The following is a 24,137-nucleotide window of genomic DNA, read 5'->3' as shown; positions in this document are numbered from 1 at the left end:
ATTGTCCTCCATCACAGGGCTTATTATCAATTTCTATTCATCCGGAATATCTGGATTGACTAAAAAAGACAATAATTGCAAAGACTCTTGCCAACCTAAATAGCAGGCATCGACAGGAATCACACTGGGTAATCCAGCTTGAACAATCGTGACTTCAGTTCCAACTGAAACTTCTTTCAATTCAACTGTGACTTCAATTTCACCAGCCAGTTCTGGTACATCAAACTGATCGGTATAGCGTAGTAATTTATTCTCAACCACTTCATGATAATCCCCATGAAATGAATGCTGCATACCTGTGGAAAAATTTTTAAATGACATACGATATGAACCGCCTGAACGAACATCTGAATGTTCAACATGGGCGGTAAAACCATGGGGCGCCATCCATTTGACTAAGGCATCGGGCTCGACAAATGCCCGAAATACCCGTTCTGGTGGCGCGCTAAAAACGCGATGCAAGCGAACTGTATTGCTCATTAGATTTATTCCTTTTTAATTGTTTTGGAATATGAAATACATCGTTGAGCCGCTTATAGCGAACTCCTTCACTAAACAGATAACTTAAACACACAATGATTAAATAATAGCCAAATTTGGAAATAAATCCTATTTCAGCATGATTAAAGCCTGTTTAAATTTGTGTACTACCGAATATTCTATTTTTATGATTATCAAATATTTATAAATTGAAAGCCGATCAAGGAAATACAACCCAACGGCATAAAGTGTAATTTGTACCGACCTTAAAAATAAACCCAGTATCACAACTGGGTTTATTTTTAAGGTATGAATTAAGTCATTCAAAGCATTAGCTTAATTGTTCTTCATCATCCAAATCATCATCTTCATAGATATAGGCCATGCAACCCCAACCATCATATTCACCAGAATGTTGTTCGGCAATTTTGATAAACCATTGCTCTAAATCAACAACGTCTTCATAGTCCGGTTCCATATAGACATAAATGGTAATAATCCATTCCACACGGTCGGATTCTTCATCTTGGAACAGTGAAATTTTTTGCTCTTCTTTCAATAAATATAAAGCACATTGTTCTGCAAGCTCTTGAGTCGAAAATGCAATTGAATATTCAATTTCATGCGGTACAGTTAGATCGTCTCCGTCTTCCTGCATTTGCCAAAGCACATTACCGTTATCATCATCGGGAAACTGTTTAAAATCACGCGACATGCTGCTTTCCTTATGGTTCATCAATTTTATTCTGTTTGGATAGATTAACGGATAATTGTGGCAATTTGCAGCATTAAAATGAATTTTTCAGCATAAAAAGACCATTGAATGCATGGCCCTTTTTACTTCAAGTATCATTGTTTAGACTGCAGTCCTCATGACACTGCTGTTTTGTTTTAATTGTAGCAAGATCGCCGCCATTTTTAGTTCTTCCAAACGTAAATCGCGATAGCTTTCAAAAAGTTGAGCCTGACTAAAATGTGCCCCATGCATATTCAGCAAAATAAAGTCATCTTTTAAAGCTTGGATCAATTCGCCCAAGTTATCTAAGGTCAATTGAGCCAAATATAAATCTGCACGACTATTAAAAACCAAGGTAAACAACTGGATTGAGGCACGACGACGGTCTTCATCAACATAATTACAGGTAGCTGTTGCCTGTTGCTCAATAACATCAATCATTTTGCAACGGATCGCCAACAAACTTTGTGCCGCAGCATGCTCATCAAAACCCTCAATCAATTGATCCAGCAAACTTGGGATAGACAAAAAGAATTTGTCTTTATAACCTTGAATTTTATGCTGTAAGGCTTGAGAAGTTTGTTCGAGTTGATGTTGACCGATCACTTGGTTATACAGCCCTTTTAATTCTGTGCGTGCATTTTCCTGAGTCTGCTGTTCTACCTGTTGTTGAAAGTGCTGTAAATACTGACGAACTTGTGCAATCTGAGCCTTCAAATCTTGCAACATGATATCTGCATTAATTTTAGTCACTTCAAGCAAGCCATTGGCCTGTAAAGTACGATGCTCAACATATTGTTCAATATCGACAATATCTTGGTATTTCTTCACTTTATCGATTTGAACTTTCAGCCCGCTATTTTGAATACGCAATTGACTAATTTCAAAATTCAGATCATCTTGCTGTGCCTCAGTCTCTGCAAGCTTGACTCGCGCACGGTCTAAGTTTTCTTGCAGTGAGCGATAATTTTGATCATGTTTAGACTTACGATGAACTAAAATAGATAACACCACAACCAATATAACGATAAGGCAGATCAACGTAATATTTAACATATGCACTCCCCCAATTTAGGCTTTTATAATGAACAGCTTCTTTAATTAAAACTAAAAATTATAAAAGTTAAAAACTAAACAACATGTATCCATATTATCAAATTTATTTAAATAAAATAATCATTTCCGACCAAAAGCAAAGGTAAAAAACCAAACAAGATATTATTTTTTATTAAACCTAACTAAACAAATAGACAAAAAATTTCAAAGCAAAATAAACAACATAAAATTAAATGAAGATGATAAATGCACTTAAACATTCAATAATATTTTTATGATTATAATTATCCCAATCTAATACAACATTTATAAATGAGATGATCAATCGATCCTATCCCCCAAACAGGGGATTTTAATCTTCATTATTATTCATCATGTTTTATGTTGATAAATAGATGCGACCTAAATGATTAAAATTCAGGTGTACAGTGAATATGAATCGTTTGTTGACTCAAGGGCTGAGTAAAGGCTAAATCACAAGCATGCAGTGCCATGCGCCCTAAAGCACTCTGTTTTGCATTGGGGTGATACAGTTGATCGCCCGTAATGGGATGACCGATATGCATCATATGCACACGTAATTGATGCGAACGTCCAGTAATAGGCGTTAGTTCAACACGGGTAATATCATGCTCTGGATCATAACTGACCGCGCGATATAGCGTTTTTGAGGGTTTACCCAATTCAAAATGTACCATTTGCCGAGGGCGATTTTCCCAATCGGTAATTAATGGCACTTCGATACTGCCCTCACCTTCAAGCTTGCCTTGTACCAAAGCCACATATTTTTTCTGCACCGTGCGCGCTTGAAACATTTTACTGACTGCAACTTCAGCATCACGATGTTTGGCAAACATCAAAATTCCTGAAGTGGCCATATCTAAACGATGGGTGATCTTGGCTTCAGGATATTTTTCCAACACACGAAAATAAGCACTGTCGAAATGTTCAGGTAAACGTCCCGGGACTGACAAGAGTTCCGCAGGTTTTTCAATCACCACCAAGTCTGCATCTTCATACAAAATTTGAAGTGGACCTTGAGGTGGTGCATAGACAAAATGGGGATCTAAAGGCATGAACAGACAGCATCACGAGAGAAAGTCGGCAACATAACAACAGCATGGTTTGCTGTCAATCTTCACGTTTAAGCTTAAACACGAGGTATTAATGATTTGCACCCAGCTTACCAAATGCAGGTTTTAAGCTTTGCGCTAAATCATCTTCTAGTAACTGTAAAACTTGCGGTGTAGTCGTCGATGGATATTGTCTTAAAGTGATTTGATATTCCCCTTGAAACCATTGATTCAAATGCAAAGCATAGGTCGATTTTGGACCAAAACCAAAGTGTTGTTTCAAACGGCTTCCAACACCTGTACGCGATGAACCCACATATAAAATCGAACTCGGTTGATTCAGTTTGGCGCAGGCATGCGTTTTCTTTGCCTTAAATGCCGAAAAATCTGCAAAACTACGCTGTATATCGCCACCGACTTGTTCAATCACATAAATATAATGTGCATTTGGCTGAACCTGTTCAAAGGTGGAAAATTGAAATATACACTCAGGTTGAGTACGTTTGGCTTGCTCACAATATTGAATTAATTGATCGATATAGCGCATAAAAACAATTACCTACACGTTAAATATTAGTCGTCACATAACAAGTTGAACGTTATTAGAAAATAAAATCGTGGATCAGTTTTAATGAGAGGAAATGCTGTTTTTTGATTCGCTTGGTTTTTAGTGAATGAATTTTTATTAAATTTTATTCTTGAAAATCTTTTAGGGTGAAAGAGAAAACAATATTGTTTACTTCAACTATCATCACTTTGTAAGTCATGATCTTATAGCCTATAAACTTCTGGTTTATAGCGTCCTAAGCTGAATCGAGACCTTTTGGGTGAGTACTGTACACGTGTTTTGCACCACTGACAGCATGCTACTCTTTTCAATCTCTGTAACACCCTTGAGAGATATAATAGTCATGTCGCTGAGGGATTGTTTTCCCCAATTCAGTTAATTTCACCCATTTATAAAAATATTTTTCATAAATAATTAATATGTGAATATTTTTTCCCATTTACCTCAATGAATCCATTTTTATTCATCAACTATGGCGTATATATGGAATTTTTTATTAGCAGTATGCTGTGATTTCACTAATTCCTCCTCACTGCTTTTTGCATAAAATAAGCTGAAAAGATGCGAGCATTTTTTCAGAGTGGACTGAAGAAATTGATATAGAAAATTGGAGGATTAAAGAAGTTTTCGATTTAGGTTTAGGAGCGGTTGAGTGTTGTTTAAATTTTTATGCTTTATTTTTGAATACAGTGGATTTTAAGTATTTATCATTATCGAATTTTTTAGGGTGGTATAAGAGAAAACAATATTGTTTACTTCAACTATCATCACTTTGTAAGTCATGATCTTATAGCCTATAAACTTCTGGTTTATAGCGTCCTAAGCTGAATCGAGACCTTTTGGGTGAGTACTGTACGCGTGTTTTGCACCACTGACAGCATGCTACTCTTTTCAATCTCTATCACACCCTTGAGATTTATAGTAGCCAATACATTCAGGGATTAATTTCCGAAGATTCGGCAATTTTCACTAATTTAAGGAATATTTTTCGTTTGGCTTTAAAAACCAAGTATTTTTTCCCTTTCATCCAATTTTTTACTATTTTTATTGCATTTTAATCCACTTTAAAAGGAATATTTTCTTCAAAATAGTAAATCATCTAACTAAGTTTTGAACCTAAAAATACTATTGTTTCTTTTTACTCATTTCAGACAACAAATCCAGCTGAATTTCCTGAATCTTGGCCAGTCTGTCCCATTGGTGCATAAGTAAATGGTCCATTTTTTCATGCAAATGACGAATTTCCAGTTCAGCTTTTAAATTGACCTGATAATCATTTTCCGAACGCATCCGATCTTTAGCCTCCTGACGGTTCTGACTCATCATAATAATCGGTGCTTGTATTGCCGCAAGACATGAGAGGATCAAGTTGAGTAAAATAAACGGATAAGGATCGGCAGGTTGTTTCACCATCACGATGGTATTCACTAAAATCCACATGACTAAAAATAAAGTGAAGCAAATAAGAAAGGCCCAGCTACCGCCAAAGGTAGCAATTTTATCGGCCAACCGTTCGCCAAAGCTCCACTGTTGGTCTAGCTGATCTTCTACATTTTTACTGATCAACTCATGCTGCTGCATACTGTGCAGCACTTCATATTCTAAGCTCGATACCTCACCCTGTTCCGAGCTCAAAATGGACTGCACATATTGCATCCGATATTTGGTCAGATCGGACTGGCAGATATAGTCCTTTACATTCCAGTCTGGATAGTCCTGAGCAATAGCTTCGGTAATAACTTTACGTACAGTCCCCAGTGGAATTAAATTTTTCAGGGGATAATGTTTTTTGCACACCAAACACGCATGGCATTCTGTTTTTCCATTCATTCCAGCCTGCTCCCATTTAATCCATTATTCTGAGCCTAGTGATGTAGATCATTTTTTTGTGTAAAGATCTGGTCTTTAAATTTATCTCAGCATTTCATACACGTTTGGCTTATATTAACTCAGCATTTTCAAGGCAATAAACGGTACAAGATTGAACAGCAAGACACCGATTTTATAAACTGCCATCCCGCCATAATGCACAGCGTCAAACTGTTGATCACTCAGCTTAAACCATTGTCCATGCAGCCTTTTCATCCAGTCTTTGGCAAAGACGAAAACCACAAACCAAATGATGAGTATGCCGTAGTTAATCAATAGGCTATATAGCAAAAAATCGCTCAACTGCATCATATTCATAACGCTGCTCCAAGAAGGATCTTAACTTCTAGTTTATGCCTTTGAGCTGAAGTTCAGATTAATTTTTACCATTTTGAACAATCCAAGGTATCAAAGTCTTTGATTGTTGATAGATAAATAGCAGCGACATTCACACGGCCCCTATGTCTCTTTAAAATTTGCATGATCGTTATCTAAATCTTTATTCAGGTTTTCACGATCAAGTTTTTTATGGGTTAAAAAATTGATACTGGTTTGGGTGTCAACATCAATAGTCAAAATTATCCAACTTAGCGCTCAATACTAAAAAACTCCACCCGCAGGTAGAGCTTTACTCAGTTTATTTTTTGAATGAGATTATTTTGAAACAGCAAAATTTAAATTCCACGAATGACATAAGTCATTTCAAGGCTCGCAGCATTTACGACAAGCCACGACTTTTTCTCTCGGCCAATTCATCCGTGCACGTTTATAAGCAAGTTCATAATTGGCAAAGTAACCAATCAAAATTTGGTCATCAAATACTGGCATATCTTCACAACCACGGCTGCCATTGTGTATTAGGTGTGAACCATTGCTGTGTTCATTTTCATCCACAATAAATTTAATCATGTATAGTTCCTCTAAGAATATTTTTTATAAAGTTCAAGGTGCTAGTTAAATCCATAAAAAAATTATGTGATTATTAATCACCTATTAAAATTATGCCTTTAGAGGTTGAAAATCAATCATTTTTGAATTTTTTTCTTGTTTTAAATATTCTTAAAGTGGTGTATCGACATGCATTGTTTTTTTCTGACGAATGCGACGTACAAGCCAAATCACGATGCTCAAGACTAAGATCACCACAAATACTGGAGCTAAAAATGCCAAAACAGAAAGGACGGCAGCACTAATCCACTCACCGGTTGAAAGTACAGGATTGGCAATGCCACCAGTAGTTGCCGTTGAAACACCACGTGCAGCAACGGTACTCATTTGTACGGCTGTTGCAGTCCCACCACCGACAATAATGGCTGCTGCCCAACTAGCAAACTGCGACATTTCCCCACTGCTGACGGCCATAGTCGCAATTGTGCCTGCTACCATTGCTGCGGGCGTGGAAATGGTGTCGAGTGCGTTATCGACCCAAGGAATATAGTATGCGCCGATTTCACATATCGTTGCGATGGCTAAGCCAATGCATACTGCTGGCATGGAAAGCCATTCAAAGCCTTTCATTGGTTCAAACCAACCGAGAAGTGAAGCCGCACTCATAACCAATAAAGGAACAAACACACGAAAACCACTGGCCGCACTTAAGCCAATACCAATACATAAACCTAATATTGTTTCCATGCTGATCTCCGCGGTGGGCTGATTTGATCTTTTATTGTTATGTCGAATTTAATGATACGTTAACAAAAAGCCCTATCGAGTGATAGGGCTTTTCTTTCTAAACAGCGGGTAACTGTTAGTGTTTTGCAGCTTAGGCATTCTTATTGTTAAATTGATTGCCTTGGCATTTGGTACACGGTGGTAAACGATCAGTACCAATTTCTAAGTAGGTGCGGTGTCCGCATTTGACACAAAAATAGAAGCCTGTTCCGGGTTTTTGACCAGCAGTAACCATTTTTGTTCTCCATGTGTTTTAGAAATGGTAAAACTGAGTATACACCTCTCATGATGATTGTCTATTGGTCATTTCGACAAATGATATGGGCATAATTGCAATAAATAATAAAACTAATTTTTCTATCAGATAGATTATGATTTCGTGATACAATTTACATTTTTATACGTTTTATTCTCTCAAAATTTTCAAAATAATTCGAATTTCCTATTTATGGCATTTGTTTCAATTTATTTTTGATGTCTTTTAGCATGCTTTAATCGTCAAATATAACCTCTCACTTCACAAATATTTATGTATTGTATATGCCAATCTCAACTTTTTATTTCAAGAGTTTAGAAAGTTAAGATTCGCGTATTTACTTATAAAAAACCCCATCACAACGATAGGGCCTTTTTACAACAAAATAAATTATATCGACTTAAACTCTTTAAGCCGCACTCGCTTCTAAAAAGTCCTGTGCAAAGCGTTGCAATACACCACCCGCTTCATATACAGAGACTTCTTCTTCCGTATCTAAACGGCAAGTTACTGGCACTTTAATGATTTCATTTTGACCATTCTCAGTCGAACGCTCAATCACCAAAGTTAAGTCAGAACGCGGTGCAATATTGCCAATCACGCTATACAGCTCTGTACCATCTAGCTTCAAGGTTTTACGGTCAGTACCTGCTTTAAACTCAAGCGGTAACACGCCCATACCCACAAGGTTAGTACGATGAATACGCTCAAAACCTTCTGCGACAATTACTTCTACACCTGCAAGGCGCACACCTTTAGCAGCCCAGTCACGGCTTGAACCTTGACCATAGTCTTTACCCGCAATGATGATCAGCGGTTGCTTACGGTTCATGTAAGTTTCAATCGCTTCCCACATACGCATCACTTCACCTTCTGGTTCAACACGCGCTTTCGAACCTTGCTTGATCGTGCCGTCAGAACGCACCACCATTTCATTGAACAGTTTCGGGTTGGCAAATGTTGCACGCTGTGCCGTCAAATGGTCACCGCGGTGCGTTGCATATGAGTTGAAGTCCTCCTCAGGTACGCCCATTTTATGCAGATATTCACCCGCAGCCGAATCCATCATGATTGCATTTGAAGGCGATAAATGGTCTGTCGTGATATTGTCAGGAAGAATCGCAAGCGGACGCATATTTGACAAAGTACGCGGTGCAGCCAAAGCGCCTTCCCAATACGGTGGACGACGGATATAAGTACTTTGTGGACGCCAGTCGTATAACGGGCTTGCTGCTTTTTCGCGTTCGCCCAAATCAAACATTGGAATATAAACTTTCTTAAATTGCTCAGGTTTAACCGCAACTTTTACCAGTGCATCAATTTCTTCATCTGATGGCCAAATGTCTTTGAGGTAAATTGGATTACCGTCTTTGTCTGTGCCCAATGCATCTTTTTCGATGTCAAAACGAATCGTACCGGCAATCGCATACGCCACAACTAAAGGCGGAGAAGCCAAGAACGCTTGTTTTGCATAAGGATGGATACGACCATCGAAGTTACGGTTACCTGAAAGTACCGCAGTCGCATACAAATCACGGTCAATAATTTCTTGCTGAATTTTTGGATCTAACGCACCCGACATACCGTTACAGGTGGTACATGCATACGCGACAATACCAAAACCAAGTTTTTCTAAATCGCCCAATACGCCTGCTTCTTCAAGGTATAGCGCTGCTGCTTTAGAACCCGGTGCAAATGATGATTTCACCCAAGGTTTACGCACTAAGCCCAGTTCATTGGCTTTACGTGCCAACAAACCTGCTGCAACGGTATTACGTGGGTTTGAGGTATTGGTACATGACGTAATTGCTGCAATGATCACCGCACCATCTGGCATTAAGCCTTCAGCTTCTTGCGCACGAGCTGCTTCTAAATTACCTGCAATACCTTTTTCTTTTAAATCAGCCGTTGAAACGCGTGCATGCGGATTTGATGGACCTGCGATGTTACGTGTCACTGTTGAAAGATCGAAGCGTAATACACGTGGGTATTCTGCTTGTTTCATTTCCGATGCCCAAAGCCCAATTTCTTTGGCATAGGTTTCAACCAATTTCACTTGCTCAGCTTCACGGCCCGTTAAAGTTAGATAATCAATGGTGTTTTGATCGATATAGAACATTGCCGCAGTTGCGCCATATTCAGGCGTCATGTTTGAAATGGTCGCGCGGTCGCCCACAGACATGCTGTCTGCACCTTCACCGAAGAATTCTAAATACGCACCAACAACACGTTCTTTACGCAAGAATTCAGTTAATGCCAATACGATATCGGTTGCGGTAATACCCGGTTTACGCTGACCGACAAACTCAACACCAATGATGTCTGGAAGACGCATCCAAGATGCACGACCCAACATCACGTTTTCAGCTTCTAAACCACCTACACCAATCGAAATCACGCCAAGCGCGTCGGTATGTGGTGTATGTGAGTCTGTACCCACGCAAGTATCTGGGAATGCCACGCCTTCACGGTTTTGCACCACTGGAGACATTTTCTCCAAGTTAATTTGGTGCATGATGCCGTTACCCGCAGGAATCACATCGACATTTTCAAACGCAGTCTTGGTCCATTCGATGAAATGGAAACGGTCTTCGTTACGACGGTCTTCAATCGCACGGTTTTTCTCAAACGCATCTGGGTCAAAACCACCATATTCAACAGCCAAAGAGTGATCGACAATCAATTGTGTTGGCACGACAGGGTTGACTTTAGATGGATCACCACCTTGATCTGCAATCGCATCACGCAGGCCTGCAAGGTCAACCAATGCTGTTTGACCCAAGATGTCATGGCACACTACGCGCGCAGGATACCAAGGAAAATCGTGGTCTTGTTTACGGAAAATTAATTCCTTTAAAGATTGCTCTAAGATTGCAGGGTCACATTTACGTACCAACTGTTCTGCAAGGACTTTAGATGTATATGGAAGTTTGGCATACGCGCCTGGCTGAATGCTTTCAACGGCTTCTCGCACATCAAAAAATTCTAGCTGGGTGCCTTGCAGTGGTTTACGGTAATTGTTGTTCATAGCGTTCCTGCCCTCGGTCTTTCGTTTTTTCTTCATTGTCTTTGCGAGACAATTCATCTTTATCTGGTAGGCATACTACACTGTCGAAAAGCCATTTCCCAAATCACTTATATTTCATATAGTTAGATATGAAAACAGGGGTTTTTGAAACACTTAGTTACATTATTTTTAAAATATTTGCTCTAATTGCTCTTTTTTTCAGAAAACAATGCGGAACCACCCTAATTCTTTAGTAGTAGATGCACATAGCAGAACAAAAAACAGCCTAGAAGTGTTTAATTTATCTTGATGTCTATAATCTCTTTTTATTACTTTTATTTCTTTACATTTTTTAATTATTCTTAACATTTATTTTAACTAATCAAAACATTAAGAAATAATTTTCATACTTATTTCACTTAATTATTCCTGCTCTCAAGCACCACTTATGATCAATCTATCCTTATTTTGAGGGATATCTCTTTGTTTTTTAATTTAATAAAATTTAAGTCCACCAGAACCGCTTCACAAAAAAAGATTCATTGCACAAAACTAATAAAGGTGAAATATCATGATACAACTTGCCATTATTGGAATCATCGCAGCAATTTTAGTGCTATGGGTGCAGGGCGGGAATGAACGTGAAAATCCATCACATACCTCTCATCCAGCCAATCCTAATCATCCCTCACATCCCGCTTATCCATCTAACCCCAATCATCCTTTACATCCAACCCCGATAGATTCGGACACAGTAATTAGCAATCCACCGATGTTGTATAAAAATAACAAGGGGCGACATGAACTGATCATTGCCTATAAGCTCAACAAACTCTACAACCCCAACACTCAAACTTGGGATCACGTCTTATTACGCGGTTATTTAACCCAACCCCGTTTATTTCATAAAAAACAAGCTGGTGATTACGTCAAGGATGTGTTGGTCGGCCCACAAATTCGCATTAAACAAGGTGAAACACTGAATTTGCACGTCAATAACCAGCTGCCAGACGAATCAAAGGAAACCTGTCCACATCATATTGAAAACATGAACGATCCCCATTGTTTTAATACCACCAATATTCACACGCATGGCTTTTGGGTCTCCCCTCAAGGCAACAGTGATAATGTTTTCTTAAGAATTGCACCAAAAGAAAAATTTGATTATCAATACAAAATTGAGAAAAATCATCCGGCAGGCACCTTTTGGTACCATGCACATGTACATGGCTCAACGGCTATTCAAGTCTCCAGTGGTATGGCTGGCCCGCTGATTATCGAAGGTTCTCGAGTACCTAAATACAAACAAGGAAAAATCACCGAAACTGGAGATATGGACATTCTGTGGAAAGATAAAAGCAAAAACAGTGATTCAAATGAAAAAATCCTGTTGTTCCAACAAATCCAATATAAATGTAAAAATCCAGACAACAACAATACCGACCCTAAAAATTGTGTCGGAGTTCTGGAGGATTATGTTAATTCTGGCCTGAACTCTCCAATCTCTTGGGGAACAAACAAGTATTACACATCGATCAATGGCAAAGTTTTGGGCGAGATGAAAGTCGGGCAAAATGAATTTAATCGTTGGCGTATGATTCATGGTGGTGTACGCGATACTGTTGGTTTAATGATTAAAGAACTGCCAGAATCTAAAAACTATACCGCTGCACAAACGATTCAAGCCTGTTCGTCTTATCAAGAAAAAAACCAAAAAGAAGCCTTTGATCGGCTGAAAAGTTTACAGGTTCACACTATTGCGCAAGATGGTTTAACCATGAATCATGTACAAACCCGAACACTTTCGGTCTTTCATCCGGGTTATCGTCAAGATGCTATGCTGGCCTTCCCGACAACCAATAAATACTGTATTTATGACACCACGTTAAATGTGGATGATCAAATTAATGCGCCCTTGCCTAATCAGCCAAGAATCGCACCAAGTAATCCTTTGAATGCCCAATTGATTGGATGGGTCAATGTTAAAGCCACTAAGCAACCTGTACAAACAGCAGCTCAGTTCTTGCAAACCCAAGCGAAAAAAATTGGACTAAGCAAAGAAATTCAAACTCAGCTCTCTCAACTGAATCTTTTAGCCTTTACGGATCATGAATCTCTAATGACTCCCAAAGTAGATAAAGAAGTTGCAGAAAGACCACTTCAATTTAATTCATTTATTATTGATTTTAGCAAGGGTCTTAAATTTGGCTTCAGTCATGATATCAAGAACCCGCGCACACCCATTAGTTTTGGAGATCTGTTTGAAGGTCCTGAGGCTATCGATGGTCAATATGTTCGTCAGCTTAAAATTGGTAAAACAGATGAGTGGGAACTCACCAGTACACTCGGTGGACATCCATTCCATATCCACGTTAACCCATTTCAAATTGTCAAAATTTTAGATCCTAATGGTATCGATGTCAGTGTGGCCGACAACAGTGTCAAAGATGAAGATGGTGGTGTAGTTGATGCCCAATATCGCGGTTTGAAAGGCGTCTTCAAAGACACGATTTTTGTCAAACAGGACTATCGCGTGATCTTGAGAAGTCACTACAAAAAATTTGAAGGTGATTTTGTTCAGCACTGCCATATTCTAGATCATGAAGATCAGGGCATGATGGAAACAGTACGGATCTGTGGTGATAAATTCCCTTGTGATTCTCCATTACCGGGCTCGTCTCACCATTAATTTGTCTTAACGCTACAAAAGCCAACAATTGATCTTGTTGGCTTTTTTATTTGCCTCTGTTTGGCGCTTGCTGCACAATAGCAGGATTGATTTGTGGTATTGAAACTGAGGCTTATCATGACAACGTCTATGGCATTTACATCTTTCACTTTAAATGGTGTCGATGCACAAAAATTTCTTCAAGGGCAAGTGACTGTCAACGTTGAAGCTTTGGCTGAAAATACAACGCAATATACAGCAATTTGCGACTTAAAAGGTCGTATTCAGTTTGGTTTATGGCTCACTAAACTAAGCTCTGAAAACTTTGTGATTGTTACCACACAAGATCAAGCTGTAGAGTTGGCCAAACATATTAAAAAATTTGGTGCTTTTTCAAAAATGAAACTTGAAGACGCTGCTCAAGTTTATCCAACACTAGCTGGCGACCAAACTACTTTTGCTACAGAAACAACCGATGTTTCCGCTTGGGAAGTTCAAGCGATTCTAGCCGGTCAAGCCTATATTAACCAAGCGATTGAGCATGTATTCCAACCGCAAGAATTACGTTTGCATCAACGCGGCGGCGTTCACTACGACAAAGGCTGTTACTTGGGTCAGGAAGTGATTGCACGTCTCTGGTTTAAAGCCAAACCGAAAGCATGGTTACATGCAATTTCAGGTACTGGTGCTGCGCCTGCTCAAGCGGAGCAATTAAATAAAGGCGTACAAGTGGTGAATAGTGCCGCGGTTGAAAATGGCTATGTGGCCTTGGTCGTGGCACGTCCAGAAGCACTGGCTGAACTCGATGTACAAGTTTTGGATTTGCCTGAAGCATTAAATGGTGATGTGGCGCGTCCGCAGTAACAACTGAGATTATTCAGTAAAACTACAAATATAACTTCATAAAAAACCTCCGAAAGTGAACTGAACCCTATAAGTTGTGTCCAACTTATAGGGTTCAGTTCAAAAGCGGAGGTTTTTTGATTAGAAGCCATGAAACAATTTGTTCATGTCTTTACATACATAGTCTTTAAAATGATATGCACGCGCATGTTTCGCATCAAATTTTGCTTCCAGATCACCTTTTTTAAACAGGTAAACACGGTCTTCCTGACTGACTAAAAATTCTGCACCAAGTTTCATCAACAGCGCATCAATTTTATCTTCATCCGCAATCGACTCATCTGCATTAATTTTATCGTAGTTACGTTTAATGCCCTTAATAAACATCGCGTAGCTCCTGACCAATAAACAAAGCGCGATTAGAACAGAGTCCAGATATTTTGCAAAGTCAAAACGCATCTATTTTGAAATTTAAGCCATCATCTCAAATATCCAAACAAATATTTTTTAAATTTCGCCGTTAAAATCACAAATCCGCACTTTACATTTCCATAAATCGACCTATGATGTTAAAACAGAAAAATAATCCACTAAAGCACATAAATGGAATTATGTGAATGATTTACAAAGGTTTTTAAAATGAAAAAAATCCTCCTTGCAAGCCTTTTAGCCATGACCGCTCAATTTGCTGCCGCTGAAACTAAACCTGCGACGATTGATCCCGAATTTGCCAAAATTGAAGCCATGGTCAAAGCCAAAGATATGAAAGGTGCTTATCAAGCGCTCAATACACTTGCTGCTACAGGCAATGCTCAAGCTATCTATAATCTTGGTTACTTAACCCAAACCGGACAAGGCGCAGCCAAAGACGAGAAAAAAGCCATTCAGCTCTATGAGCAAGCAGCTGCAAAAGGCTATCCTGTTGCCAATTATGTTTTAGGCAAAAATTACGTTACAGGGACTTTAGGGTTAAAACAAGATATTGCCAAAGCCAAACAACATTTAGAGCGCGCATCATCTTCGGGTTTTGATGACGCGACCATTGATTATGCCGTGCTATTATTTTCTGAAAATAAACCAGCCTCAGACAAACTGGCGCTCAGCAAACTGGATCCACTGATTAAAAAAAGCAACTACCCTGCCATTCATGCCAAAGCCTTATATGACATTAGTACAGGTTTTAAAGCCAAAAATGAAAAGCCGATTCAACAGGGTTTGAACAGTATTCAAGACCTCGCGAAAAAAGGCTATATTCCTGCATTAATGGCCGTCGGCAATATGTTTGCGAACGGCAATATCATTCCGCAAAACTTAACTGAAGCGAAAAAAATCTTCTCAGCATTGGCACAGGAAAACGTACCGCAAGCCAAAGAATCTTTAGCTACGGTGGACAAACTGATTGCTGAACAAGCCAAGGCACCGAAAGCAGCAAGTGCGAAAAAAAGTTAACCCTAAAATGATAAAAAGCCCTGCTCTTGCGATAATGCTGATCAGTTAAGGAAATTCAGGTTATTTCTTAACCTAACCGTCCTTATATTTGGATTTAAATTAAGCTAAATTTACGTCTTATTGGCCTTATTTTTAACTTTTAAATCCTTAACTGACTGACATTACTGTGATTGCAGGGCGTTTTATTTGCTGTGAACAACCAAATTATGAACAATAAAAGATTGTTGCCGATTTTTATAAACTTAAGCCCACCAAATACTGATTAAAGTACCCGAAACAATAAAGCCGAGAATGGTACTCATCAATAAAGGTGTCAGAGTTTTTTCATTTAAGCCGTAGGCTTGGCCTAGTATGGCAAAAATGGTTGGCATCGGAAGTGATGCAATAATTGTCCCTGCATGCAACATTTCTTGGCTAACATCGGTGAAATAACGCAGCCCCAAATACACCAGAAGCGGCATCACAAGATTGCTAGAAAATACCAGATAAAAACTCTGTGCATTGACATATTTCAAACTCATTCCCACGATGCCACCACCAATTGCAAACAACGCCAGCGGTGAAGCAGTTTGACCTAACATCAACAGGACATGGCTAATTTGGTGGGGCAAGCGAATTTGGAAAATAGCAAAAATAATCCCTAACATTACCCCTGCAAATAAAGGATTTTTGAAGAGCGTGAATGCCGTTTTTTTAACAATTTCAGCAACATTGGCCTTTTGCTGCATACCCAATTGCACAAGGATCAAAACCGTCGGAATCAGCAAAACACTTTCAATGATCACCACCAACGAGGTATAGGTCATGGCTTTTTGACCGATCAATAAGCTCAGCACCGCCGTTCCAATTAGCCCCGTATTAGACATCCCAGCCCCAAGGGACAAAACAGCAGACTGTGACATCGTGTTTTTAAAATGCGTGCTCATCAACCAATACGCGATCCCAAATAACAAAAAAGTCACGCTGGTATAAACAAAGAAATATCCGGGATACCAAATTTGATGTAAGTCTTTAGAGGAAAGAGATTGGAAAAATAATGCGGGTAAAGCAATTTTAATCACAAAGCCGCCAATCGTGCCGACCTGTTCTTTGTTGAGTAAATTTAATCTGACTGAAAGATATCCCAATGCCAATAGCAAAAAGATCGGTCCGATGACCTCAAAAACCATATTGAAATATCCTTTGTAAAAACAACAATACCATTCAAAGCCATCGATTTAAGATGACTTGAATGTAATCATCATTGCTGAACAAGCTAGTTAGAACGCTGAAAATTGGCTGCGCTGTGCATGCGGTTGGCAGCGAAGATATTGCGGTGCAATTTGAATATTTTCACCCAACTCTGCTGCAGCATGCCATGGCCAACGTGGGTCGTATAACATTGCACGTGCAAGACCGATGGCATCCGCCATTCCATATTGTAAGATACCTTCGGCTTGCATCGCTTCAGTAATTAACCCCACAGCAATCACAGGGATGGTAACTGCCTTTTTTACGGCTTCTGCAAATGGCACTTGATAATTGGCCTGTAATTCAATTTTTTGTGCCGCATATAAACCACCACTCGACACATGAATATACGCTGCACCCAATTGTTCAAGTGCTTTGGATAAGCCCACAGTAGAGTCAATATCCCAACTCATTTCACCTGTAGATTCCATCCAGTCCGTGGCTGAAATACGGACTCCAATTGGATAATCCTCAGGTACCGCATTTTTCATGGCTTGAAAAACTTCAAGAGTTAAACGAATACGATTTTCAAAACTACCGCCGTATTCATCTGTGCGCTGATTTGATAATGGAGACATAAATTGATGTAATAAATAACCATGCGCAGCATGGACTTCAATCAAATCAAAGCCAGCATCCACAGCACGTTTTGCTGATTCAGCAAAGTCATCAATGATCTTCTGGATTTCTGCTTTGCTTAAAGCATGAGGGACATGATCATCTACATTAAAAGGCAGTTCACTTGCAGAAACCGTTTGCCAGCCATTGACATGTTCCGGTGCAAATTGACCTCGCCCATCCCATGGTTTATCCGTTGAGGCTTTACGGCCTGCATGTGCAAGTTGTATACCAAAAGGCATAGGTGAAATCGACTTGACTTTTGCCAATAAAGCTTTGATCTGAGCACGCTGCAAGTCATTCCATAAACCTAAGTCTGCATAACTAATACGCCCTTCCGCTTGCACAGCGGTCGCTTCAATAATACATAAACCTGCGCCAGACAAAGCATAATTTGCCCATTGTTGTTCATGCCAATAACTCAGCTCACCGTGTTCATTGGCAGAATATTGACACATCGGGGCGATCACAATGCGATTACTAAGCGCCAATGATCCAAATTGAATGGGTTGAAATAGCAATGCCACGAGAATCTCCTTATTAAATGGCTTGAGTCACACTTTGGCCAATACTCCCATTCCCCCTATCTGCAGGTTCAAAGAAGCAGCCATGACGATCCTTCACAATCATAGAACAATATACTTTTCATCCAATACATTGTCAGCATGAACATCTCTTTTAACGTGCTCATTTTCTTATTATTGTCATACATCGCCTGCATTAACCAAAACTAGGTCATTACTGACTTGTAGTGTTAAATCACGCCAAGACATTTTCTTCCAGTATTTTCTTGAATCTGTTGTTTTTATAAATAGCTATAAACTTCAAATAATTAGATTAAATCTAGTTCAGTATTGAGTTGTGGGTTGAGGTTTTCACTAAATCCTCTAGAGAGGAAAAACCTTGATCTTGGAAACTAAAGCCTTAGAAAATCATAATCTCCAAAAAATTAAACAGGTTCCGTAGAACCTGCTTCTGTATCAAGTTGCTGGCGAATACACAGCATGAACTAAAGTAAATACGTCAGTCATGTTTTAACATTCGATTTACGTTACATGGATGAACCGATCAGCGCCTTAGAATACTAACTTAGAGCTAAAGCCCATGACGAAAGCATCATCCACTCGATTGGTTGAACCCGGGTTCACCACATACTGCAAACTTGGACGAAGCATTAACCATGGAGTTGCATGATGGCTATAATTTAATTCAACGTTATATTCTGCGCTAGCATCAAACTGTGTTGAGGAAAGTCGATTATTCACATGCACACGGTTCACGCCTAAACCAATCATGTCATTTGGTAAACGGTCGACAAGACCAATATATTTCAGCCCCAATTGTTGTGAGTTATCTACTTTTGTGGTGATGCGATCATGCCAAGTAAAGTTCGCGAAACTGTGTAAGCCACGGCGACCTTCGCCACTTGAAGTTAATTGTTGTTCAACTGCAACCCAACCACCAAAGGTACGATTTTTCGCATCTGCAGGATGGGCAATATCTTTTTGATTTTGTACTTCATCTGCACTGTTATACATCGCCCCGACGCGGTAACTGCCCGGTAAACCATTTACTGATGATTTTGGTGTCCATACCAATTCTACAGGAATCGTAACCCCATCGGCTTTGTCAGTATCAAGATTCCAACCGTGACGTTCCAATGCATTTTCAGGGTTGTATTCATATACCCCTACTTGGGTAAACAATTCTGGATTCACCTGATACTTCACACGTCCGCCCCATTGCGATACTGGCGTGTTCATCCACATCGTGCCTTGCCATTTGCCCATTTGTGCTGCACAAAATGCAGTGCTTTCAAAATCACAGGCCATCACGTTAAAGTCCATGCCTAAGCCTAAACGCCCGGCTTTGACACTGATGTCTTGATTTTTAAAATTCTTTTCGATCGACAGTTCGCTTAAACGGCTTTTTTGATTGCCGCGGCCGTAATTGGCCTGAACATTGGCCAATTGTGGTGCAGACGGATCCTGCAAATCACGAACAGAAGTACTTTGACCTTGACGTGCTGTCATCACTGCACGAACAGTCACCCCATCCCAGCCTGCCAGTTTTTCCAAATCTAATTGTGTACCCAGCCAAAGCTGGCTGGCTATGGTGGCGGAGTGATCTGGATTTCGTCCGCCATCCGCCAAATACGCCGCATCGGCTGCAATATTGGCTTCAAATTTCACCCCTTGGTCAGCAAGGGCGCTACGTTTACCGTCCCAATCACCCAACATATATTGACCTTGAGGATCAAATATATTTGCTGCGTGAACTTGAGTCATTGCGGCCATTATTAAAGTCGGCATAACAGCGAGACTGATTTTTTTCATTGGAAAACCTAAATCTGGAGAGAGTTCAGATATGAGCCGAATGGCTTAAAATTAATATTATAAAAATTACATAATTTTTCATATTTTATCTCAGCATATTTTTTATTACTTATTAAACTTTTATTTATAAAATATTAAATTTTATAAAATAATTTTTATTAAATTAAAATTTAATTCATTTATTTTCAATGTCTTAAAAACATAACTTTATAATTCATTTTTAAAATTAAAAATCAAAGACTTTTTATTTGACTTGTTGGTTTATTTTCACCTTGCTGTTTTGATTCATTTTTACACTCCCTCATATTGATCCTGCTTTCAAACAGCTTGCAATCCACTTGGCTAAACCCAATATTATGCGCAAGATCCTTAACCTGTCTTTCTGTCACCTGTATGCCTGAATTACCAGAAGTTGAAACCACTAAAACCAGTTTACTGCCTTTACTGAATGAAAAAGTCCTAAAAGTTGAGGTTTTTCAATCCAGTCTACGTTGGCCGATTCCCTCTGATATCCAAAAACTGGTCGGGCAAAAACTGCTCAAACTGAGTCGTCGTTCTAAATACATTTTGGCCGAATTTGAACACGACACGATGCTTTGGCACTTAGGTATGTCAGGGAGTTTCCGTATTTGTGATGGACATGAAGCATTGCGCAAGCATGATCACTTGGTGATTCAGTTTGAAGACCTACAATTACGCTATCATGACCCGCGTCGCTTTGGTTGTATTCTGTGGTTGGATGCCAATTCACAAACTAAACTGATCGACACACTTGGCCCTGAGCCATTAAGTGATGCTTTTAATGCAGATTATTTATTCAATAAATTTAAGAAAAAGCAAACAGGCATTAAAGTTTCAATTATGGATAACCATGTCGTGGTCGGTGTCGGTAATATTTATGCGACTGAAAGCCTATTCAATTTAGGCATTCATCCTGCACAGCCCGCGTCAAGTCTGAGCTTTGACCAAATTGAAAAGATGGTCATTGAGATTAAACGCATATTAAAACAAGCGATTGATTTGGGTGGCTCAACCTTACGTGATTACAGCAATGCTATGGGGGAAAATGGTTATTTTCAACAAACCTTATTGGCCTACGGACGCGCAGGTGAAATGTGCGTAAACTGCGAAACCACCTTGGAAAATTTAAAATTGGGGCAACGAGCAAGCGTGTTCTGCCCTGAATGCCAACCCTTAAAGCAAGTAAAACTGACTGCCAAAAAAGTCTCAAAAGGAACTAAAGCATGAAATCTGCCATCGTCCGTCATATTTTAGTCAAAGATAAAGAACTGTGCGAACAACTGAAAAAGAAAATTAAAGGCGGTGCTGACTTTGCCAAAATCGCCAAACAACATTCGACCTGTCCGTCTGGTAAAAAAGGCGGTGAACTCGGTGATATTAAAAAAGGCCAACTGGTTGGTCCGATTGATAAAGCCGTCTTTACCCTGCCCGAACGTGAGTTGCATGGCCCAATCAAAAGCCAATTCGGTTGGCATTTACTGGAAATTAAGTTTCGGATGGATTAAACCCACCAAGTACTAAATGGATACTTCCTCGCCTTAAAGCAAATAAGGAATATATGCCGCAAAGGAAAGGGAATTTAAGCCCCCATCCCTTGCAAAGCAAGCATTTCTCATTTCAAAGAAAATGCTGAAAAAACGGCACATTAAGTGCCGTTTTTTTATGACCCATTTAAATTACGCTTACGGGCGTTTTTTCAATTCATCACGGATTTCGCGAAGTAATTCAATATCTTCTGGTGTTGCAGCCGGTGCTGGTTCTTCCACTGTTTGACGACGCATTTTATTCATCACTTTCACCAGCAAGAATACTACCCATGCCAATAACAGGAAGTTAATTAAAATGGTCAGGAAGCTACCATAAGCCAATACATTCAAACCTGCATCTTGTGCTGCTTTTAAGGTCGTCACATTATTCGGATTATCACCTAATACCAAGAACCAATTTGAATAATCAACATCACCGCCTAAAATCCATGAGATAAAAGGCATGATGATGTCTTTCACCATCGAGTCAATGATCTTGCCAAATGCACCACCAATGATGACACCCACAGCAAGGTCCATCACATTGCCTTTTACGGCAAATTCTTTAAATTCTTGAATAATACTCATCTAAATCTCCAGCGAATATTCACAACTATTCTTTATTAAAATATTTTAGTGACATACATCACAAATTATAATGTATAAGCATCATTAATTCCTTGTAATTTACTCAGAAATCATCTGCTTTTATACATAGCTTTGCTAATTTGAAACAAAAAAAATGTCATCAATCACTTGATGACATTTTTAAATGATGTTGCCCCATCAGGAGCAACAGCATTATTCAATCTTATTTACCAGAACGGTTACGTTTACGTTCGTTCTCAGTCAAGTAACGCTTACGAATACGAATTGATTTCGGTGTTACTTCAACTAGCTCATCATCTTCAATGAATTCAAGCGCTTGTTCAAGTGTAAATTCGATGTTAGGCACTAGGGTTAAAGCATCATCTGTACCAGAAGCACGTACGTTAGTTAACTGTTTAGCTTTCGTTGGGTTCACAGTCATGTCGTCTGAACGTGAGTTAATCCCTACGATCATACCTTCATAAACTTCCAACTGTGGTTTAGCAAATAGACGACCACGGTCTTGAAGTGTGAACAATGCATAGCCCAAGCAAGTCCCTTGAACCATAGAAATCAACACACCATTTTGACGTTTCGCTACAGTACCTTGTTTTGCAGGACCGTAGTGAGAGAAACTTGATGTCATGATCCCTGTACCTGAAGTCATTGTCATGAATTCAGAACGGAAACCAATCAAGCCACGTGAAGGAACAGTTGCTTCAATACGGATACGGCCTTTACCGTCAACTTCCATATTGGTCATTTCGCCTTTACGGTGACCCATTTGTTCCATTACAGAACCTTGGTGTTGCTCTTCAACGTCAAACGTTACGTTTTCGTACGGTTCTTGCATTTCACCGTCGATTTCTTTCATGATCACTTGCGGACGAGATACACCCATCTCGAAGCCTTCACGACGCATGTTTTCAATCAATACTGAAAGGTGAAGTTCACCACGACCAGACACTTTGAAACGGTCAGGACTGTCAGTATCTTCAACACGTAAAGCTACGTTGTGAATCAATTCGCGGTCAAGACGTTCACGGATATTACGTGAAGTTACGAATTTACCTTCTTTACCCGCAAACGGTGAGTTGTTGACTTGGAAAGTCATCGATACTGTAGGTTCATCTACAGAAAGTGCAGGTAAAGCTTCAACCGCTTTAGGATCACAGATTGTGTCAGAGATATGAAGTTCATCAATACCCGTTACACAAACGATATCACCTGCAGATGCTGATTCAACATCAATACGATCTAGACCATGGTAACCCATGATTTTTAAGATACGACCGTTACGTGTTTTACCATCTTTGTCGATGACAGTTACAGGTGTATTCAACTTCACTGAACCACGTTGAATACGACCCACACCAATTACACCCACGAAGCTGTTGTAATCAAGTGAAGATACTTGCATTTGGAATGGACCATCAACGTCAACTGCTGGTGGTTCAACAATGTCCACAATTGTTTGGAACAATGGTGTCATGTCTTCAGCCAACTCTTCTGGAGATGGACCAGCCACACCGCGAAGACCTGAAGCATAAACTACTGGGAAGTCTAACTGTTCGTCAGTACCACCAAGGTTATCGAAAAGATCGAATACTTGGTCAATTACCCAGTCTGGACGCGCATTTGGCTTGTCGACTTTGTTAATGATCACGATTGGCTTTAGACCGCTCGCAAAGGCTTTTGCTGTCACAAAACGAGTTTGTGGCATTGGGCCTTCTTGAGAATCGACAAGAAGCAATACGCAGTCAACCATTGACATTACGCGTTCAACTTCACCACCGAAGTCGGCGTGTCCCGGGGTATCCACGATGTTAATACGGTATTCAGTATCAGTACGTTTGTCTAACCATTTGATTGCAGTGTTTTTTGCAAGAATGGTAATCCCACGTTCGCTTTCAATAGCGCCTGAATCCATAACACGCTCGATCTCACCCGCGCGTTCACCCAAAGCACCTGATTGTTGTAAAAGTTTGTCGACTAGAGTCGTTTTACCATGGTCGACGTGCGCGATGATGGCAATATTACGGAGAGTTTTAATATCTGACATGTAAATTCGATACGCTTTAAATTTGAGGGCAAATTATACAGAAAAAACTAAACTTTTAGTAGTGACAGTTTCTTGAC

The 24,137-nt window shown here is 39.6% G+C and carries 22 protein-coding genes; 5 read left to right on the top strand and 17 right to left on the bottom strand.

Annotated features, from left to right (window positions below; genetic code table 11):
• Positions 1–33: 33 nt before the first annotated feature.
• The 11 genes from ACN6OV_RS01420 to acnD all read right to left on the bottom strand — a co-directional run bounded on the left by ACN6OV_RS01420 (position 34) and on the right by acnD (position 10,740).
• Positions 34–480 carry an SRPBCC family protein gene (locus ACN6OV_RS01420; protein ID WP_427949009.1) on the bottom strand — a complete coding sequence of 149 codons (447 nt, stop codon included), beginning with the start codon at positions 478–480 and terminating at the stop codon, positions 34–36.
• Between the two features lie 331 nt (positions 481–811).
• A complete protein-coding gene (locus ACN6OV_RS01415; protein WP_427949007.1) occupies positions 812–1,195 on the bottom strand; it encodes a ribonuclease E inhibitor RraB in 384 nt (127 codons plus the stop codon).
• A gap of 141 nt (positions 1,196–1,336) precedes the next feature.
• Positions 1,337–2,272 carry a DUF4041 domain-containing protein gene (locus ACN6OV_RS01410; protein ID WP_427949005.1) on the bottom strand — a complete coding sequence of 312 codons (936 nt, stop codon included), beginning with the start codon at positions 2,270–2,272 and terminating at the stop codon, positions 1,337–1,339.
• A 410-nt stretch (positions 2,273–2,682) separates the two neighbouring features.
• Positions 2,683–3,348 (bottom strand): RluA family pseudouridine synthase, encoded by a 666-nt coding sequence (locus ACN6OV_RS01405; protein WP_427949004.1) that lies wholly within the window; start codon positions 3,346–3,348, stop codon positions 2,683–2,685.
• Between the two features lie 88 nt (positions 3,349–3,436).
• Entirely contained in the window at positions 3,437–3,892 is a 456-nt protein-coding gene (locus ACN6OV_RS01400; protein WP_427949002.1) for a hypothetical protein, read from the bottom strand.
• Positions 3,893–5,038: 1,146 nt separating this feature from the next.
• Positions 5,039–5,743, bottom strand: a complete 705-nt coding sequence (locus tag ACN6OV_RS01395) for a DUF1003 domain-containing protein (protein WP_427949000.1) — start codon at positions 5,741–5,743, stop codon at positions 5,039–5,041.
• A 114-nt stretch (positions 5,744–5,857) separates the two neighbouring features.
• On the bottom strand, positions 5,858–6,100 hold the full coding sequence (locus ACN6OV_RS01390) for a DUF6868 family protein (protein ID WP_427948998.1): 243 nt from the start codon (positions 6,098–6,100) through the stop codon (positions 5,858–5,860).
• 384 nt (positions 6,101–6,484) lie between these two features.
• Positions 6,485–6,691 (bottom strand): hypothetical protein, encoded by a 207-nt coding sequence (locus ACN6OV_RS01385; protein WP_427948996.1) that lies wholly within the window; start codon positions 6,689–6,691, stop codon positions 6,485–6,487.
• Between the two features lie 150 nt (positions 6,692–6,841).
• Positions 6,842–7,417 (bottom strand): DUF4126 domain-containing protein, encoded by a 576-nt coding sequence (locus ACN6OV_RS01380; RefSeq protein ID WP_427948994.1) that lies wholly within the window; start codon positions 7,415–7,417, stop codon positions 6,842–6,844.
• Positions 7,418–7,547: 130 nt separating this feature from the next.
• On the bottom strand, positions 7,548–7,691 hold the full coding sequence (locus ACN6OV_RS01375; protein ID WP_081410307.1) for a zinc ribbon-containing protein: 144 nt from the start codon (positions 7,689–7,691) through the stop codon (positions 7,548–7,550).
• 430 nt (positions 7,692–8,121) lie between these two features.
• Entirely contained in the window at positions 8,122–10,740 is a 2,619-nt protein-coding gene (gene acnD, locus ACN6OV_RS01370; protein ID WP_427948993.1) for a Fe/S-dependent 2-methylisocitrate dehydratase AcnD, read from the bottom strand.
• Positions 10,741–11,290: 550 nt separating this feature from the next.
• Here acnD and ACN6OV_RS01365 point away from each other — a divergent pair.
• Positions 11,291–13,408, top strand: coding sequence for a multicopper oxidase family protein (locus ACN6OV_RS01365; protein WP_427948992.1), 2,118 nt, complete (start codon positions 11,291–11,293; stop codon positions 13,406–13,408).
• 117 nt (positions 13,409–13,525) lie between these two features.
• Positions 13,526–14,251, top strand: a complete 726-nt coding sequence (locus ACN6OV_RS01360; RefSeq protein ID WP_427948990.1) for a YgfZ/GcvT domain-containing protein — start codon at positions 13,526–13,528, stop codon at positions 14,249–14,251.
• Between the two features lie 120 nt (positions 14,252–14,371).
• Here the strand turns inward: ACN6OV_RS01360 and ACN6OV_RS01355 are convergent, their stop codons facing one another.
• Positions 14,372–14,617 (bottom strand): hypothetical protein, encoded by a 246-nt coding sequence (locus ACN6OV_RS01355; protein ID WP_427948988.1) that lies wholly within the window; start codon positions 14,615–14,617, stop codon positions 14,372–14,374.
• A gap of 252 nt (positions 14,618–14,869) precedes the next feature.
• Between ACN6OV_RS01355 and ACN6OV_RS01350 the strand changes: the two genes are divergently transcribed.
• On the top strand, positions 14,870–15,679 hold the full coding sequence (locus ACN6OV_RS01350) for a tetratricopeptide repeat protein (protein ID WP_427948986.1): 810 nt from the start codon (positions 14,870–14,872) through the stop codon (positions 15,677–15,679).
• A gap of 242 nt (positions 15,680–15,921) precedes the next feature.
• On the opposite strand, the gene ACN6OV_RS01345 is transcribed toward ACN6OV_RS01350, so the two are convergent.
• The 3 genes from ACN6OV_RS01345 to ACN6OV_RS01335 all read right to left on the bottom strand — a co-directional run bounded on the left by ACN6OV_RS01345 (position 15,922) and on the right by ACN6OV_RS01335 (position 19,863).
• A complete protein-coding gene (locus ACN6OV_RS01345) occupies positions 15,922–16,848 on the bottom strand; it encodes an AEC family transporter (RefSeq protein WP_427948985.1) in 927 nt (308 codons plus the stop codon).
• A 90-nt stretch (positions 16,849–16,938) separates the two neighbouring features.
• Entirely contained in the window at positions 16,939–18,054 is a 1,116-nt protein-coding gene (locus tag ACN6OV_RS01340; protein ID WP_427948984.1) for an NADH:flavin oxidoreductase/NADH oxidase, read from the bottom strand.
• A 549-nt stretch (positions 18,055–18,603) separates the two neighbouring features.
• Entirely contained in the window at positions 18,604–19,863 is a 1,260-nt protein-coding gene (locus ACN6OV_RS01335) for a carbohydrate porin (RefSeq protein WP_427948982.1), read from the bottom strand.
• Positions 19,864–20,256: 393 nt separating this feature from the next.
• On the opposite strand from ACN6OV_RS01335, the gene mutM reads away from it, so the two are divergent.
• Both mutM and ACN6OV_RS01325 read left to right on the top strand, forming a co-directional pair.
• Positions 20,257–21,111 (top strand): bifunctional DNA-formamidopyrimidine glycosylase/DNA-(apurinic or apyrimidinic site) lyase, encoded by an 855-nt coding sequence (gene mutM / locus ACN6OV_RS01330; RefSeq protein WP_427948981.1) that lies wholly within the window; start codon positions 20,257–20,259, stop codon positions 21,109–21,111.
• Complete coding sequence (locus tag ACN6OV_RS01325) at positions 21,108–21,389, top strand: peptidylprolyl isomerase (protein WP_067764891.1); 282 nt, start codon at positions 21,108–21,110, stop codon at positions 21,387–21,389. The genes mutM and ACN6OV_RS01325 overlap by 4 nt, the downstream gene beginning before the upstream one ends.
• 177 nt (positions 21,390–21,566) lie before the next feature.
• Here the strand turns inward: ACN6OV_RS01325 and mscL are convergent, their stop codons facing one another.
• Complete coding sequence (mscL, locus tag ACN6OV_RS01320) at positions 21,567–21,998, bottom strand: large conductance mechanosensitive channel protein MscL (RefSeq protein ID WP_427948980.1); 432 nt, start codon at positions 21,996–21,998, stop codon at positions 21,567–21,569.
• Between the two features lie 223 nt (positions 21,999–22,221).
• Positions 22,222–24,060, bottom strand: coding sequence for a translational GTPase TypA (gene typA / locus ACN6OV_RS01315; RefSeq protein ID WP_427948978.1), 1,839 nt, complete (start codon positions 24,058–24,060; stop codon positions 22,222–22,224).
• Positions 24,061–24,137 lie beyond the last annotated feature (77 nt).

This window comes from Acinetobacter sp., from assembly GCF_050285345.1.
GTDB lineage: Bacteria > Pseudomonadota > Gammaproteobacteria > Pseudomonadales > Moraxellaceae > Acinetobacter.
Note: the sequence above shows the minus strand (reverse complement) of the source record. Positions and strands in the feature narration are given on the sequence as shown.

Excerpts from the sequence above, each read along its gene's own strand:
- ACN6OV_RS01360 (WP_427948990.1), top strand. The coding sequence starts at position 13,526 with ATGACAACGTCTATGGCATTTACATCTTTCACTTTAAATGGTGTCGAT.
- ACN6OV_RS01385 (WP_427948996.1), bottom strand. The coding sequence starts at position 6,691 with ATGATTAAATTTATTGTGGATGAAAATGAACACAGCAATGGTTCACAC.
- ACN6OV_RS01400 (WP_427949002.1), bottom strand. The coding sequence starts at position 3,892 with ATGCGCTATATCGATCAATTAATTCAATATTGTGAGCAAGCCAAACGT.
- mutM (WP_427948981.1), top strand. The coding sequence starts at position 20,257 with ATGCCTGAATTACCAGAAGTTGAAACCACTAAAACCAGTTTACTGCCT.
- ACN6OV_RS01380 (WP_427948994.1), bottom strand. The coding sequence starts at position 7,417 with ATGGAAACAATATTAGGTTTATGTATTGGTATTGGCTTAAGTGCGGCC.
- ACN6OV_RS01410 (WP_427949005.1), bottom strand. The coding sequence starts at position 2,272 with ATGTTAAATATTACGTTGATCTGCCTTATCGTTATATTGGTTGTGGTG.
- ACN6OV_RS01325 (WP_067764891.1), top strand. The coding sequence starts at position 21,108 with ATGAAATCTGCCATCGTCCGTCATATTTTAGTCAAAGATAAAGAACTG.
- ACN6OV_RS01335 (WP_427948982.1), bottom strand. The coding sequence starts at position 19,863 with ATGAAAAAAATCAGTCTCGCTGTTATGCCGACTTTAATAATGGCCGCA.
- ACN6OV_RS01365 (WP_427948992.1), top strand. The coding sequence starts at position 11,291 with ATGATACAACTTGCCATTATTGGAATCATCGCAGCAATTTTAGTGCTA.
- ACN6OV_RS01355 (WP_427948988.1), bottom strand. The coding sequence starts at position 14,617 with ATGTTTATTAAGGGCATTAAACGTAACTACGATAAAATTAATGCAGAT.
- ACN6OV_RS01350 (WP_427948986.1), top strand. The coding sequence starts at position 14,870 with ATGAAAAAAATCCTCCTTGCAAGCCTTTTAGCCATGACCGCTCAATTT.
- ACN6OV_RS01395 (WP_427949000.1), bottom strand. The coding sequence starts at position 5,743 with ATGAATGGAAAAACAGAATGCCATGCGTGTTTGGTGTGCAAAAAACAT.
- ACN6OV_RS01405 (WP_427949004.1), bottom strand. The coding sequence starts at position 3,348 with ATGCCTTTAGATCCCCATTTTGTCTATGCACCACCTCAAGGTCCACTT.
- acnD (WP_427948993.1), bottom strand. The coding sequence starts at position 10,740 with ATGAACAACAATTACCGTAAACCACTGCAAGGCACCCAGCTAGAATTT.
- ACN6OV_RS01375 (WP_081410307.1), bottom strand. The coding sequence starts at position 7,691 with ATGGTTACTGCTGGTCAAAAACCCGGAACAGGCTTCTATTTTTGTGTC.
- ACN6OV_RS01345 (WP_427948985.1), bottom strand. The coding sequence starts at position 16,848 with ATGGTTTTTGAGGTCATCGGACCGATCTTTTTGCTATTGGCATTGGGA.
- ACN6OV_RS01415 (WP_427949007.1), bottom strand. The coding sequence starts at position 1,195 with ATGTCGCGTGATTTTAAACAGTTTCCCGATGATGATAACGGTAATGTG.
- typA (WP_427948978.1), bottom strand. The coding sequence starts at position 24,060 with ATGTCAGATATTAAAACTCTCCGTAATATTGCCATCATCGCGCACGTC.
- ACN6OV_RS01390 (WP_427948998.1), bottom strand. The coding sequence starts at position 6,100 with ATGAATATGATGCAGTTGAGCGATTTTTTGCTATATAGCCTATTGATT.
- mscL (WP_427948980.1), bottom strand. The coding sequence starts at position 21,998 with ATGAGTATTATTCAAGAATTTAAAGAATTTGCCGTAAAAGGCAATGTG.
- ACN6OV_RS01420 (WP_427949009.1), bottom strand. The coding sequence starts at position 480 with ATGAGCAATACAGTTCGCTTGCATCGCGTTTTTAGCGCGCCACCAGAA.